Raw genomic sequence first — 14,614 nt, forward strand, 5'->3', positions numbered from 1 at the left:
TTATGACGAACTAACACACCGTTATTGCGCAGGTGATAACTCAAAGCATCAGAGATCTCGTCATCTAAGAATGAAAGTAACTTTTCACCGGGGTTGACCAGGTCTACTTTTACACCCAAGCCTGCGAAGATAGACGCGTATTCGCTACCGATTACTCCGGCCCCATAAATAACGATCGTTCTAGGCGTATGACTTAAGGTAAGAATCGAGTCACTGCAATATATACGCTCATGACTAAAGTCGACATTGGCAGGTTTGTAAGGCCGACTTCCACTTGCAATGATGACCGTTTCCGCAATCAATACATCCGTGCTTTGATTATCTCTTACCTCAATTCGATTTTTATCTAGAAAGAACGCACGGCCATTGTATAGATCAACCCGATTTCTCGCGTAGAACTGAGTACGGAGTTTCACTTGCTTATGAATAACTTTTTCAGCGCTTTTCAAAACACGAGGAAATGAAAACCAACGAGGCTCACCAATATCACGAAACATACTATTCGTGTTGAAACTAATGATCTGTTTAACAGCATGACGCAATGCTTTTGAAGGAATTGTCCCTAAGTGGGTACAGTTACCGCCAACAACTTGTTTCTCTTCGATCACCGCAACACGTTTTCCGTGTTTTGCGGCATTCATTGCAGCCCCTTCTCCTGCAGGCCCCGAACCAATAACAACTACATCATAGCGATACTCAGCCATACTTCCTTCGTCCCTCTTCCATTACATCATTATAAATTTCATACACTTACATTCAGAGTAGACTATGTTTTTCACTTAGTCTTGGCTTCATAAGCTAAATCAGTATTGCCTTTCGCAGCGTCTTCACTTTCTTTATCACACTTAGCAGGATCGCCCTTACAAATATCGCAGGCAACGTCCATTCCTAGTGCACTCATACCACCGCATGAACCGCTAATCGGCTTATTACTAAAGATCACACCAACTGCCATTAGAGCGACTAACACACCCATAAAAATGAAAACGACAAGAAAAATTTCCATCATGACACTCCTAAAATAAGTTACGTCTAGTTCAAATAAGACTTCATTTGCTCAGTAGCAATCGCCGAGAAGCCCTTACTCTCTCTCAAAATAAAATACGCGGGAATATTGTGTTCAGACGCGAAAGTCACGCCTTTCTCACTGCCCATTGCCATTAAAGCTGTTGCCCAAGCGTCTGCGTACGCGCAGCTTTCCAATATCACGCTAACCGAAGCAATATCATTTTTGACGGGATAACCAGATATCGGATTAATCGTGTGCGAATATCTGCCATCTTCATCGTCTATGTAATTGCGGTAATCACCAGACGTCGCCATTGAGACATTTGTAATATATGCAATATTATACGCCTTTCGCATCATTAAATCAGGCTGCTCTATACCCATACGCCAATTAATACGCTCAACGTTCTTACCAGCAACTTTGATTTCTCCTCCGACTTCTACCATAAAATCTTTAAACCCCTGCTCGCGAAGATAATCAGCAACAAGATCTACTCCATAACCTTTTGCGACAGCCGAATAATCTATAAACCCAACTCCAACTTTCTTAAAGGAACGTCCTCCGTCCCAAGAAACGGGACTCATATTCGCTTGCGACTTTAATTGCTCGATAATTTCTTTGCTTGGCTTTGAAATCTGACTGTTTACACCAAAGCCCCATGCAGAAACCAAAGGCCCTATGCTTGGGTCGAAATACCCTTTCGACTTTTCCAACACATCAATTGAAATGTCAGTAACATGCTGCATATGCGGGCCAAACATAAAGGTTTGACCGACATCCGCGTTATTAAAGCGCATAATCTCAGAGTCAGGCTTATACGTGGATAAATCCCTATCTACACGAGACAAAACTTCATCAACGCCAACTTTAGTTTCTTCAAATAATGAATCAGCCAAATCCGTTTCAACAAGAACGACTGAATAAGTTGTACCCATCACATGGCCGCTAAACTTAAATGTTTCAGGAGATTCAGAACAACCAACGATAAACAAAAAGCTAAGCAAAGCACTAAAACGAAGTATCAACAAAACATCCTCATTCTCTCGATTTCCATAACCATAAAACAAAAATGCCAGAACAAAGTCTGGCATTTTTTATTATGAGGTCAGTTAGCCACCGAAATCGTCTAACATGATATTTTCATCTTCGACCCCGAGATTTTTCAACATCTCGATAACCGCAGCGTTCATCATTGGAGGCCCACACATGTAGAACTCGCAATCTTCGGGCGCTGGGTGGTCTTTCAAGTAGTTCTCAAGAAGAACATTATGAATAAAGCCTGTGTAGCCTTCCCAATTGTCCTCTGGCTGAGGATCAGAAAGTGCCACATGCCATTCAAAGTTGTCATTCTCTGCAGCAAGCGCATCATATTCATCTTGATAGAACATCTCGCGCAATGAACGAGCACCATACCAGAACGACATCTTACGTTTAGAGCCGATACGTTTGAGCTGATCAAAAATATGCGAACGCATTGGCGCCATACCAGCACCACCACCAACGAATACCATTTCAGCTTCGGTTTCTTTCGCAAAGAACTCACCAAATGGACCGTATACAGTTACTTTATCTCCCGGCTTCAAGTCGAAGACCCAAGAAGACATTTGTCCTGGTGGATGATCAGTTCCCGGAGGTGGAGAAGCGATACGAATGTTGAATTTAACAACACCCTTCTCTTCCGGATAGTTCGCCATCGAATAAGCACGGATAACGGTTTCATCAACTTTTGACTTATATTGCCAAACGTCAAATTTATCCCAATCACCGCGATATTCTTCTTCAATATCAAAGTTTTTGTAGTCAACTTCGTGTGGAGGACATTCAAGCTGAACATAACCACCTGCACGGAAATCGACATTTTCACCTTCAGGAAGACGAAGCGTCAGTTCCTTGATGAAAGTAGCAACGTTCGGGTTAGATTCAACCGTACATTCCCACTTCTTAACACCAAAGACTTCTTCGTCAACTTCAATTTTCATGTCCTGCTTAACAGGAACCTGACACGCTAAACGCCAACCTTCTGCTTCTTCACGACGAGTAAAGTGAGTACGCTCAGTAGGAAGCATGGAGCCACCACCTTCGAGCACTTTACAAGTACACTGCGCACAGGTACCACCGCCGCCACAAGCTGATGAAAGGAATAAGCCTTCAGACGCAAGCGTTTGAAGTAACTTACCACCAGCAGGCGTTTCAATTTTTGAGTTGGGATCATCATTTACAGTGATCGCAACATTACCCGAGCTAACTAGCTTAGCTCGCGCTGCCAAAATTACCGCAACCAACGTTAGAACGATGACGGTAAACATGACAACGCCTAGAACGAGTTCTGCATTCATATAGGATTACCCTTTTAAACCTCTTCGTCTAACAGCTACAGTGAAATACCGCTGAACGACATAAAACCAAGTGACATCAAACCAACAGTAATGAAGGTTATGCCAAGACCACGAAGGCCTTCTGGTACGTCGCTGTATTTCAACTTTTCACGGATGCCAGCCAGAGCTGCAATTGCTAGAGCCCAACCAACACCTGCACCCACACCATAAACCACTGATTCACCGAGGTTATAGTCACGCTCTACCATGAATAGAGACGCACCCATAATTGCACAGTTCACCGTAATCAACGGAAGAAAAACACCTAGCGCGTTGTAAAGATCTGGGAAGTACTTATCTAGGACCATCTCAAGAATCTGTACAAGTGCGGCGATTACACCAATATAGGTAAGCAGACCCAAAAAGCTCAAATCAACTTCAGGGTAACCCGCCCATGCCAACGCACCTTCTTTTAATACGTAGGTATAAATCAAGTTGTTCACTGGCACGGTTACGGCCAATACAACGATAACTGCGATACCTAGACCAACCGCTGCTTGAATCTTCTTAGAGATCGCCAAGAAGGTACACATACCCAAGAAGAAGGCCAAAGCCATGTTCTCGACGAAAACCGCCTTAATAAAGAGACTTAAATAATGCTCAATCATTAGAATGCCTCCTTAACACGGTGCGCTGACATCTTGTAATCCGGCGCTTCAACTTGGCCTTTATCCCAAGTACGAACAATCCAGATAAAGATACCAATTAAGAAGAATGCACTTGGCGGAAGTAGCAACATACCATTTGGCACATACCAGCCACCATCATTCACAAGCGGTAGAATCTCAATACCGAACAACTTACCTGAGCCAAGCAATTCACGGAAGAATGCTACGAACAGCAGGATAACTGCATAACCAAGACCGTTACCAACACCATCAACAAAACTCATTGCTGGGCCATTCTGCATCGCGAACGCTTCTGCACGCCCCATAACAATACAGTTAGTGATGATCAGACCAACGAATACAGAAAGCTGCTTCGAAAGCTCGTATGCGTAAGCACGAAGTACTTGGTCTACAACAATTACCAAGGTCGCGATAATTGTCATCTGAACAATAATACGAATATTCGAAGGAATCTGGCTTCGAATAAGAGATACAGCCAAGTTGGCAAGGCCTGTAACAGTACATACTGCCAAGCCCATAACAACTGAAAGCTGCATGCTAGTGGTAACCGCAAGTGCCGAACAAATACCAAGGATTTGGAGGGCAATTGGGTTATTACTAAAAATAGGTTCGAATAAAACCTGTTTAGCGGATGCTGTGCTCACCTCATACCCCCTGACGCAATTTCTGCAAGTACTTTTGGAAACCGTGCTCGCCTGTCCAGTATTGAACGAGATTTGTCACGCCACGACTTGTAAGAGTCGCGCCCGAAAGACCATCAATTTGATACTCTGCTTCTGGGTTTGAACGATCAACTGCACCTTTTAACAACGCAATTTTTGGCGCTTCAGAAGCGTCAAGATCGTAAACCTTTTTACCAGGCCATTGAGCTTTCCAGTTTGGATTATCAACTTCACCACCAAGTCCTGGAGTTTCCGCATGCTCATAGAAGCCAAAACCAACAACAGTGTTAGCATCTGCTTCTAGCGCTAGGAAGCCGTGAAGTGTTGACCAAAGGCCGTAACCACTAACAGGAAGAATGATTGTTTTGATCTCGTCGCCTTCACGCACAAGGTATACTTTTGCGTAGTCAACGCGACGCTTGATACTTGCGATATCTTCACTACCCGCAATCGCCTTAGATAACTTAGGATCTTTTTGAGCTTTACGCTGGTCGTAATCAAGTGCATTTTCTTTATTAACTCGATCTGGCTCTGCATATTCGCCAGTATCCAAATCAACGATGCGCGCATCGATTTTCTTAAACGCTTCTTGGATTGCAGTTTTATCGGCACCTGCTGGAAGCAAACCCGCAGCCGCTAAGATGTTTGCTTGCAAGTTGAGCGCTTTGTTCTCCTGCTGAGTTGGCTTCAGGATAACAACTGAACCCGCAACAATGATTGAACATACAAGGCACAACAAAACTGCAACAGTAAAGGTTTTACCCATGGTTTCTTTACTAGACACGAGCCAACCTCCTCGTAATATTCGCTTGAACAACGTAATGGTCGATCAACGGTGAAAACAAGTTCGCGAACAGAATCGCCAACATAATGCCTTCTGGGAAAGCTGGGTTTACAACGCGAATAAGAACCGTCATTACGCCAATTAAAGCACCGTAGAACCACTTACCGGTATTGGTCATGGAAGCAGACACAGGGTCTGTTGCCATAAAGATCATACCGAAAGCAAAACCACCAATAACGAAGTGCCAGTAGAATGGCAGATCAAACATTGGGTTAGAGTCCGAACCAATTAGATTCAACAAGGTAGACATCGCAGTCATACCAAAGAACACACCCATCACAATACGAAGTGAGGCAATGCGCGTTGCGAGAAGAACCGCACCGCCGATCAAAATCGCTAGCGTTGATGTTTCACCCATCGACCCTTGAACGGTACCGAAGAATGCATCCAACCAAGTTATGTTGTTCGCCATGATCGCTTCGACACCACCACTTGCCGCGAGGCTAAGTGAAGTAGCACCAGAGAAGCCATCAACTGCAGTCCACACGACGTCACCTGAAATTTCAGCTGGGTATGCGAAGTACAAGAATGCACGACCAGTCAAAGCAGGGTTTAAGAAGTTCTTACCGGTACCACCAAAGATTTCTTTACCAATCACAACACCAAATGAAATACCTAAAGCAACTTGCCATAGTGGTAAATCAGGTGGGCAGATCAAAGCAAATAGAATCGATGTTACGAAGAAACCTTCGTTAACTTCGTGACCACGAACAGCTGCGAACAACACTTCCCAAAAACCACCAACTACGAAGGTAACCGCGTAAATAGGCAGGAAGTAAGCTGCACCATAAGCCATATTATGCCAAATATTACTTGGGTCATGACCAATAAAGAACAAGCTATGCCAGTCCGTTGGAGCAGTCGCTAGACCTGCTGCAATTGCATCGTTTGCTTGGAAACCGATATTCCACATACCAAAAAACATAGCTGGGAATGTACACATCCAAACTGTGATCATAATACGCTTCAAATCTACGCCATCGCGAACATGAGATGTCGCAGCAGTTGTGCTTGAAGGTGAGTAAAAAATCGTATCTACGGCTTCATAAAGTGCGTAGAACTTTTCATATTTGCCACCCTTATGAAAGTGCGGCTCAAGATCATCTAAAAAACTACGTAAGCCCATATTAGCCCTCCTTCTCGATGCGCGTTAGGTTGGACCGAAGGATCGGACCATACTCATACTTACCAGGGCATACAAATGTGCATAATGCCAAATCTTCCTCGTCTAACTCCAGGCAACCTAATTGCTGAGCTTGTTCAGTGTCTTCAACAATCAATGCGCGAAGAAGCTGAGTAGGAAGGACGTCTAATGGCATTACACGTTCATAAGCACCAACAGGAACCATCGCGCGTTCACTACCATTTGTAGTGGTGCTAAAGCTAAACAGTTTACTTCCCATTAATTTTGATAAGTAAATGTTCATGACAGAGAACTTGTTCATGCCCGGGTTTAACCAACCGAACAACTCGCGTTCTTGAGGCTCTGGAATGACTGAAATCTGTTGTGCATATCGACCCAAGAAGTCAACTGAATCGCGCGCTGTACGACCGCCAAACACAGAACCACTGATCGCACGACAGGTAACATTGTCACCTTCGCCGTTGACCAAATCGCTTACACAAGCACCTAGTTGAGTACGAACCAAACGAGGCCGAGCAATACCTTCGCCAGCTAGCGAAATAACTCTTTCAACTGAAAGCTCGCCCGTTGCGAACAACTCAGAGATGGCAATCACGTCTTGATATGAGATAGTCCAAACAGTCTTCTCAGCACTAACAGGGTCAAGATAATGAATATGCGTGCCAGCATTACCTGCTGGGTGAACGCCCGAGAACGTCTCAACAGCAATTTGGCTTGATGAAGGAACGCTAGGCTCTTTGCCCGCCTCACAACACACAAACACACGACCATCAGTTAACTTAGAAAGGACTGTCAAACCGCTTGAAAATGCTTCGGCTTTCTCGGAGATAACAACTGAAGGGTCTGCTGCAAGAGGATTTGTATCCATTGCAGTTACAAAAATCGAATTTGGAACGCTACCTAACTCAGGCACCTTACTAAAAGGGCGTGTACGTAGAGCTGTCCACATACCTGAAGCAACTAAATTGTCGCGTACCTGATCGCGCGTCAACGACTCAAACGCCGCAGTATCATACTTATCGAATGACTCTGCATCATTTCCCTCTACCTCAATAACGATAGATTGAAAGACTCGTCGTTCACCGCGATTAATTTCTACAACCTTACCGCTGGCTGGCGCAGTGTAACGAACACCGCTGGTCTTTTTATCCTCAAAAAGTAACTGACCTTTCTTAACGACATCGCCAACCTGCACAGCCATTGTTGGTTTCATTCCGACATAGTCGAACCCAACAAGAGCTACACGACTGACCGATTTTGCGTCAGTTATCTTTTGTTCTGGAGCGCCAGTTATTGGAAGATCGAGGCCTTTTTTAATCTTGACCATTAATCCCGCCTAAACATAAACAAAAAATGAATTTTCCATCTAAATCTTTGAATAACAGAGACTTACAGCGAAATAAGATCCCTAACCACAAATGACCAGGCACAATTACGCATAGATGAACCAAAAAATCGCGCCAATTATAAAGACGCGCCCACTATTTTGCTACCACATAAGTAAAATAAAGCTTAGCTATAGTTCGTAAGTTCCTGACTATAATCACCAATTGTCAGTTAACCCCTTTAAATTAGGCATAAAAAAACCGCTCATTGAGCGGTTTTTTTATATCTTGAGCGGCTATTTATGGATGTATAGGGAATGTAGGATACTCCACACCAGACATTTGATTCGCAATTCGAATCACCTGAGCACTGTAACCGAACTCGTTATCGTACCAAACGTACAAATTAATGCGCGAACCACTGACAATAGTCGCTTGCGCATCAACAATACCCGCGCGACGATTACCAACAAAGTCACTTGAAACTGCTTCGTTCGAGTTCGTGAAATCAATTTGCTTTGAAAACTCTGAATGCAAGCTTGTGTGACGCAAGAAGTCATTTACTTCTTCAATAGTCACTTCGCGCGAAACATTCAAACTAAGAATAGCCATAGAAACATTAGGCGTAGGAACCCGGATAGCATTACCAGTCAACTTACCAGCCATTTCTGGAAGCGCCTTCGCAACCGCCTTTGCTGCTCCCGTTTCAGTGATAACCATATTCAGAGGAGCACTGCGACCACGACGGCTACCTTTATGGTAGTTATCAATCAAATTCTGATCGTTTGTAAACGCATGCACAGTTTCAACGTGACCATTTACCACGCCATACTCATCGTTGATAACTTTCAATACAGGCGTAATCGCATTTGTTGTACATGAAGCAGCAGAAAGAATCGTATCGCTCGACTCGATCACATCGTTATTGATGCCGTAAACAACGTTCTTAATGTCGCCCTTACCAGGAGCAGTCAATAACACCTTAGCTGCACCTTTTGATTTCAAGTGCAGGCCAAGACCTGCTTCATCACGCCAGATACCAGTATTATCAATCACTAGTGCATCGTTAATGCCGTACTCAGTGTAATCAACTTGATCAGGACCATTTGAATAGATAACTTGAATGCAGTTACCATTTGCAATGATTTGATTGTTTTCATTATCCACTGAAATCGTACCTTCGAATGGACCATGAACAGAATCACGACGCAACAAACTTGCACGCTTTTCTAAGTCATTATCAGCCTTACCTTTACGAACAACGATCGCACGCAATCGCAAGTTATTACCGCCGCCCGCTTTCTCGATCAAAATACGCGCTAGAAGACGACCAATTCGACCAAAACCGTATAAAACAACGTCTTTAGACTCAGCATTCGCCTGCTCACCGCCTTTACCAATAACGTCTGCAAGCTCTGCTTTCAAAAACTCTTCCAAAGAAGCATCGCTCTGCGCCTTGAACGAAACAGCTAATTTACCGATATCAACGCGTGCTGGACCAAGATTCAAACCATCAAGCACTTTTAGAACTTCTAGCGTATCTAGCGCAGAAAGTTCTGTATTCTCAATTTGACGCACAAAACGATGTGACTTAAGCAATCCAATCACAGACTGACTGATGATTGCGCGACCATAAATCGACGTCACTACATTGTTCTCACGATATAGACGGCCAATCAAAGGAATCATTGCTTCTGCAGCAGCTTCTCGTTGAGTCCAATCGTTAAAATGGTTTTGAATGTTTTCGTTGCTCACGCTTCACACCTCTTTGTATATGTGCGCACATAAAATAGGCCGCGTATTATCCAGATAATCTGACCGCTTGGCAATTAATTAACCGAGCCAATAAAAGTATTATTTTTAGCCAAACGCCCAGAGCTTGCTAAACTTATTATTTATAAAGAAAAATCACATCTGGAACCCATTGTGACAAGCCAAAGCGCACTAGTCGTAGACGACTCGTCAACCTCAAGAACCTTACTCACAAAAATACTCAAAAAGAAAGGCGTTCATTGCGAACAAGCCTGCTCGGGTGAAGATGCACTATCCCAATTATCGTGGTTTCATCCAGACTATATTTTTCTCGATCATATGATGCCAGGCCTTGATGGCTTTCAAACACTAGAGCGCATCAAAAATGACGATAAAACCAAGCATATCCCTGTCATCATGTATACATCCCAGCATACGCACAATTACTACGAAGAGGCTCATAAGCTTGGAGCTGCGGGCGTCATATCAAAACAAATCGATAGAGATAAGCTCTATTTAATGCTTGATCGGATATGCACTCCTAAGAATGACGACGTCCCTCTCGTATTTAACGAAGTGCATAGTAAGGTAAACGAAACTATTGAAAACGAGTCAAGTAACGCGAAACTCTACGCAAGAATCTCAACGCTAGAAGCAAGTTACGAAGAGCTACTCGAAGAAAATCGTCAAATGAAGACAGAAATATCGCGCTGGGCTTCAATACAAGCAGAAGAAACGAACAAACGATCCAAAATAGCGCTACCACAACCTTTGTTTACAGGTTTTCTTGCCCTAGCGCTATTTGCATCTACATTTGCTTGGCTGACTACTCAAAAAATTGATCAAAATTACAAAGGAACGCAGCAACAAATCCATCAAGTTAATGAACTCATTGACGAGATCATTGTTCTTTTAGAACAAAGCAATAGATCTAGGTAAAGAAACACGTGAATGAACACCAATTAAGAAAACTTTGCCAAAACAGCAAGTTTTTGATTGTAGATGACTTCGAAAATTTCCGTACCTCTCTTCGCCTCATGCTGACAAGCTTTGGTGCAGCATTTGTCGATACTGTTGCTAACGCCGAGCAAGCCCTGAACCAAGCTAAATATGACAGCTATGACGTCATCTTGTGTGACTTTAACCTTGGGGCCGGCAAAAATGGACAACAGATCTTAGAAGAACTTCGCATGAAGAAGCGGATAAAACATACGAGCCTTTTCGTTATGGTCACCGCAGATACATCAAAAGAGACAGTACTTGGAACACGAGAGTTCCAACCAGATGCTTATATAGCAAAGCCTGTCACTCGTAATATGCTTGAAGAGCGGCTATTGCAACTGATGACCCAGCAAGCCATTTTAAAACCAATCAATCGAGAGATTGATATCGACAATTACGCCAAGGCGATTAGTCTTTGTAAGCAAGAAATCGAAAATGGCACACGATACCGCTCTTGGTGCCTACAAACTATGGCAAGCCTCTATAGAAAACTAGGAGACACATCGAGCGCTCAAGGAATATATAAAGAGGTTCTCAGCCAGCGCCACATAGACTGGGCTCAACTAGGTCTAGCCCATACACTTCTAGATACCACGCAATACGATCAAGCCAAGCAAGTATTCTCGCAAGTCATTGAAAAATCACCAATGATGGTAGAAGCCTACGAAGGAGTTAGTGACGCGTGCTTGCACTTAGGACAAAGACAAGAAGCCCAAGAAGCTCTCCAAGAAGCCGTTACTATTTCTCCTAGGATGGTCAAAAGGCAGTCTAAATTGGCGAGTTTATGCGTTGAAAATAATGATCTGCGTTCTGCAAGCGAAGCATTCAGAAAAGCGATCACGTTTGGAGAGAATACCGTTCACGAAACACCTACCCTCTACTTAGATTTCGGGCGTTGTTTAAGTGACCTATCAATCGGAGATACGACTAATCAGGGCAACACTCTCGCGAACGAGGCTAACATTCAGCTTGAGACTATTCTTGACAAATTTTCTTATGAAGAGGAAGCGTGTCATTGCGCTAATTTAGTAAAAGCTAGAGTACTAGTTGGCCGAGACAAGCACGAGCAAGCGCAAATGCTAATAGATGAAGTACAATCTTTAATTGATGTCGAAGATCTTAGCGTTGACCTAGGCTTGGAATTAAGCCGCAGCCTTTATACCACAGGTCGGCAAGACGAAGCCGAGAACTTACTAATAAAGCTATCTCAAAAATTCGAATCAGACCCTCAAGCCCTAGGCAAGATAGAAGCCTTACTAGATGAACCCGAACCTTTTGAACTTAGAATAAAAGCCAAGAGTCTCAATAAAACCGGCATTCAGCTATTTGAAAGTGGGCAACTTCAGTCTGCTGTTGAGTCGTTTACATCAGCCCTAGCTCTCACTCCAAAGCACGCCGCACTTAATCTTAACTTGGCACAAGTTGCACTTAAGTTATATAAAGATGAATCATCGCCAAACACTTTGAATTTAGCGCAGGAATGTATAGAACGAATTCAGCACATTCCTAAACAACACAAGCAATTTCGTCGTTTACAACATATAAAAACAAATATTCAAAACATCCTAAGAGAAAACCAGATATGAGCAAAAACCCTAAGGCAACTGCTGACTTTTCATTGATCTTAGCGTCATCCGTTCACGACATGAAAAACTCTTTAGGCATGTTAATTCACAGTGTAGAAACACTTTGCGAGCAACTCCCTGAAGACCAGCAGAAAGGCCTTGGGGTTAGCACGATCAGATATGAAGCAGAAAGAGTCAATAACGACTTAATTCACTTACTAGGTATCTATCGAATAAAAGAAAAGAAACTCGCGGCACACTTAGACGAATTTTATCTTGATGACATATGCTCAGAGCAACGAGCGCAATATCAAGAAATTCTTGCCAACAAGGGTATTAGCTTAGAAATAGAATGCCCGAATCATTTGGCTTGGTTTTTTGATAGAGAGCTCGTTAGTGGAATCATTAACAACGCTCTGAATAATGCCAGCCGCTACACAAAGGCAAAGATAAAAATTACGGCGAAATCCATCACGATCGACGCTGACGAATATTTAGAAATCAGTATTAATGATGATGGGCAAGGTTATCCCAAAAGCATCCTTGAGATAGAACCTGATGAAGTGCTTAATAACATTAACTTCAAATCTGGCAGCACATCGCTTGGGCTCTATTTCGCATCACAAGTCGCATCACTTCACCAACAAGGGAGCAAGCGAGGAAGAATTTCCCTTGAAAACGGAGGTGAACTGGGCGGCGGCTTATTCCGAGTATTCCTCCCATAGAAGAAACTCTAGTGAGCAAATTTAGATTACCAGCGAGCCTCTTCACCACGAATTGTTAAGCTTGAGCCTCGATCGAAACTCACGTCTGAAATATAAAAACTTCCGATAGTGTCAGGGCTCGAACTCCCTTTTACACGAACATTTTCAATACTAATTCGATCAGCTTCGAAACCTGTATAGAATCTTACGCCACCATCATCAAGGATTGTCATGGCAGGCATATCATCGAAACGACGAAAGCCATCTATAGTCACATCAGCTTCAATAAAGTTAGACAACGGACCAAATCCCATAACGGTTGTAACCGCGTCCATGGCTTGAAAAGCCACTTGCTCCTCAGTGGTATCCTCGTCATCCTCTTCTAGTTTGTTTTCTGCCCCAGTGCTAGGCATCTCGTAACCGAACTGTGGCAAAAGTGCGCTACCTAACACAAAAGGTCCTTGCGCTTCTGCACTTTCTAACTCTGCTTCGCTTAATGCAACGAACCCAGCAGGCAAATTAGCAAATTGTATTTCTGAAGATGTTTTAACTGATGGAACTGCAGGTTTTACCATGGCAGGAACTGAAAAGCCCGCAACCGCATGAAACGGCGCCCACGCGATTGTTGTAAACGCAGCAACACGGCGCAATAGATCTTGGCGCTTCAAAGCACTCTCTAACTGATTATTGCTAATGTAACCGTTATCTAAAAGAATCTCGCCTAATCGCTTACCACTTCTACCTTGCTCTGTAAGCGCGAAATTAAGCTGAGACTCTGTAATAATGCCCTTATTGACAAGAACACGACCCAGTCTTGATTGCTGCACAGACTTGCCCATTGCCCACCACCTCTAAAATGTAAAAAACGCAAATTTGGATCACACTCAAAGCATGGTTCATCGATTAAAAACTAGCCACTCGTATTGGTAAGGGGATGTAACCCCTACGTAACGATATGAAATTTGGTGAACTAGAACTCACTTTTATTTAAATAAGACGAAAGCTACAATTTACGCTTCTTTAACAAAAACAATGCGAGCCCCGTATGAACTTAAAGTCCCTCGTTATTTTCGCAACAGCTTTGTTGTTAAGCACCACCCTCAGCGCAGCGACAACAGCGATCATAAAGACAAGCCTCGGCGAAATGGCAGTTAAGCTTTATGATCAACAAGCTCCTATTACGACCAAAAACTTTATAGCGTATGTGAACAGCGGATTTTATAACGATACGATTTTTCACCGCGTAATACCGGGCTTTATGGTTCAAGGTGGCGGTTTTGAGAAGGGAATGGTTAAGAAACCAACAAATGCTCCGATCCAAAACGAAGCAAAACCCACCACACCAAACAAGCGTGGCACCCTATCAATGGCACGAACCAACGACCCAAATTCAGCAACGGCTCAGTTCTTTATCAACGTGGTAGACAATCATTTCCTCAATAAATCAAGCTCACAAGCTGGTTATGCCGTGTTCGGCGAGATTGTTCGTGGAATGGAAGTAGCTGATCAAATTAGCGCAACGAAAACTGGTAGACGTGGACCATACGGAGACGTGCCTGTCACCGACATCATCATTGAAGAAATACGCATCAACAAATAAGCA

Annotated in this window: 15 protein-coding genes; 4 read left to right on the forward strand and 11 right to left on the reverse strand. The window is 43.4% G+C overall.

Annotated elements, in window-relative coordinates; genetic code table 11:
- The 10 genes from A3739_RS21655 to A3739_RS21700 form a co-directional block, all read right to left on the reverse strand.
- Window positions 1-704 (reverse strand): FAD-dependent oxidoreductase (locus tag A3739_RS21655; RefSeq protein ID WP_156502742.1); only part of this gene is annotated, 704 nt, incomplete at its 3' end.
- Window positions 705-775: 71 nt separating this feature from the next.
- A complete protein-coding gene (nqrM, locus tag A3739_RS21660; protein WP_068473827.1) occupies window positions 776-1,006 on the reverse strand; it encodes a (Na+)-NQR maturation NqrM in 231 nt (76 codons plus the stop codon).
- A 26-nt stretch (window positions 1,007-1,032) separates the two neighbouring features.
- Window positions 1,033-2,100 (reverse strand): FAD:protein FMN transferase, encoded by a 1,068-nt coding sequence (locus A3739_RS21665; protein WP_082878539.1) that lies wholly within the window; start codon window positions 2,098-2,100, stop codon window positions 1,033-1,035.
- A gap of 18 nt (window positions 2,101-2,118) precedes the next feature.
- The gene (nqrF, locus tag A3739_RS21670; protein WP_068478353.1) at window positions 2,119-3,345 is read right to left on the reverse strand and encodes an NADH:ubiquinone reductase (Na(+)-transporting) subunit F; all 1,227 of its coding nucleotides are present in this window, start codon (window positions 3,343-3,345) and stop codon (window positions 2,119-2,121) included.
- A 35-nt stretch (window positions 3,346-3,380) separates the two neighbouring features.
- On the reverse strand, window positions 3,381-3,992 hold the full coding sequence (nqrE, locus tag A3739_RS21675) for an NADH:ubiquinone reductase (Na(+)-transporting) subunit E (protein ID WP_197469541.1): 612 nt from the start codon (window positions 3,990-3,992) through the stop codon (window positions 3,381-3,383).
- Window positions 3,992-4,657 (reverse strand): NADH:ubiquinone reductase (Na(+)-transporting) subunit D, encoded by a 666-nt coding sequence (locus tag A3739_RS21680; protein ID WP_068478351.1) that lies wholly within the window; start codon window positions 4,655-4,657, stop codon window positions 3,992-3,994. The genes nqrE and A3739_RS21680 overlap by 1 nt, the downstream gene beginning before the upstream one ends.
- 1 nt (window position 4,658) lies before the next feature.
- Window positions 4,659-5,459, reverse strand: a complete 801-nt coding sequence (locus tag A3739_RS21685; RefSeq protein WP_231876653.1) for a Na(+)-translocating NADH-quinone reductase subunit C — start codon at window positions 5,457-5,459, stop codon at window positions 4,659-4,661.
- On the reverse strand, window positions 5,452-6,645 hold the full coding sequence (locus A3739_RS21690) for an NADH:ubiquinone reductase (Na(+)-transporting) subunit B (protein WP_068473165.1): 1,194 nt from the start codon (window positions 6,643-6,645) through the stop codon (window positions 5,452-5,454). The genes A3739_RS21685 and A3739_RS21690 overlap by 8 nt, the downstream gene beginning before the upstream one ends.
- 1 nt (window position 6,646) lies before the next feature.
- The gene (locus tag A3739_RS21695) at window positions 6,647-7,990 is read right to left on the reverse strand and encodes a Na(+)-translocating NADH-quinone reductase subunit A (RefSeq protein ID WP_068478350.1); all 1,344 of its coding nucleotides are present in this window, start codon (window positions 7,988-7,990) and stop codon (window positions 6,647-6,649) included.
- Window positions 7,991-8,288: 298 nt separating this feature from the next.
- Entirely contained in the window at window positions 8,289-9,743 is a 1,455-nt protein-coding gene (locus A3739_RS21700; protein ID WP_068478348.1) for a glyceraldehyde-3-phosphate dehydrogenase, read from the reverse strand.
- Window positions 9,744-9,914: 171 nt separating this feature from the next.
- On the opposite strand from A3739_RS21700, the gene A3739_RS21705 reads away from it, so the two are divergent.
- From A3739_RS21705 to A3739_RS21715, 3 genes are read left to right on the forward strand one after another with little or no spacing between them, the layout of a single operon-like run.
- The gene (locus tag A3739_RS21705; protein ID WP_068478346.1) at window positions 9,915-10,679 is read left to right on the forward strand and encodes a PleD family two-component system response regulator; all 765 of its coding nucleotides are present in this window, start codon (window positions 9,915-9,917) and stop codon (window positions 10,677-10,679) included.
- Between the two features lie 8 nt (window positions 10,680-10,687).
- Window positions 10,688-12,328, forward strand: a complete 1,641-nt coding sequence (locus tag A3739_RS21710; RefSeq protein ID WP_068478343.1) for a tetratricopeptide repeat-containing response regulator — start codon at window positions 10,688-10,690, stop codon at window positions 12,326-12,328.
- The gene (locus A3739_RS21715; protein WP_068478341.1) at window positions 12,325-13,032 is read left to right on the forward strand and encodes a sensor histidine kinase KdpD; all 708 of its coding nucleotides are present in this window, start codon (window positions 12,325-12,327) and stop codon (window positions 13,030-13,032) included. The genes A3739_RS21710 and A3739_RS21715 overlap by 4 nt, the downstream gene beginning before the upstream one ends.
- Window positions 13,033-13,058: 26 nt before the next feature.
- On the opposite strand, the gene A3739_RS21720 is transcribed toward A3739_RS21715, so the two are convergent.
- A complete protein-coding gene (locus A3739_RS21720) occupies window positions 13,059-13,850 on the reverse strand; it encodes a hypothetical protein (RefSeq protein WP_068478340.1) in 792 nt (263 codons plus the stop codon).
- Between the two features lie 206 nt (window positions 13,851-14,056).
- Here A3739_RS21720 and A3739_RS21725 point away from each other — a divergent pair, with 206 nt between their 5' ends.
- Window positions 14,057-14,611 carry a peptidylprolyl isomerase gene (locus tag A3739_RS21725; protein ID WP_068478337.1) on the forward strand — a complete coding sequence of 185 codons (555 nt, stop codon included), beginning with the start codon at window positions 14,057-14,059 and terminating at the stop codon, window positions 14,609-14,611.
- Window positions 14,612-14,614 lie beyond the last annotated feature (3 nt).

This window comes from Oleiphilus sp. HI0067 (assembly GCF_001635735.1).

What these genes read in the sequence shown, in the direction of transcription:
- A3739_RS21690 (WP_068473165.1), bottom strand. Translation starts at nt 6,645, where the DNA reads ATGGGCTTACGTAGTTTTTTAGATGATCTTGAGCCGCACTTTCATAAG.
- A3739_RS21695 (WP_068478350.1), bottom strand. Translation starts at nt 7,990, where the DNA reads ATGGTCAAGATTAAAAAAGGCCTCGATCTTCCAATAACTGGCGCTCCA.
- nqrM (WP_068473827.1), bottom strand. Translation starts at nt 1,006, where the DNA reads ATGGAAATTTTTCTTGTCGTTTTCATTTTTATGGGTGTGTTAGTCGCT.
- A3739_RS21720 (WP_068478340.1), bottom strand. Translation starts at nt 13,850, where the DNA reads ATGGGCAAGTCTGTGCAGCAATCAAGACTGGGTCGTGTTCTTGTCAAT.
- A3739_RS21725 (WP_068478337.1), top strand. Translation starts at nt 14,057, where the DNA reads ATGAACTTAAAGTCCCTCGTTATTTTCGCAACAGCTTTGTTGTTAAGC.
- nqrF (WP_068478353.1), bottom strand. Translation starts at nt 3,345, where the DNA reads ATGAATGCAGAACTCGTTCTAGGCGTTGTCATGTTTACCGTCATCGTT.
- A3739_RS21665 (WP_082878539.1), bottom strand. Translation starts at nt 2,100, where the DNA reads ATGCCAGACTTTGTTCTGGCATTTTTGTTTTATGGTTATGGAAATCGA.
- A3739_RS21715 (WP_068478341.1), top strand. Translation starts at nt 12,325, where the DNA reads ATGAGCAAAAACCCTAAGGCAACTGCTGACTTTTCATTGATCTTAGCG.
- nqrE (WP_197469541.1), bottom strand. Translation starts at nt 3,992, where the DNA reads ATGATTGAGCATTATTTAAGTCTCTTTATTAAGGCGGTTTTCGTCGAG.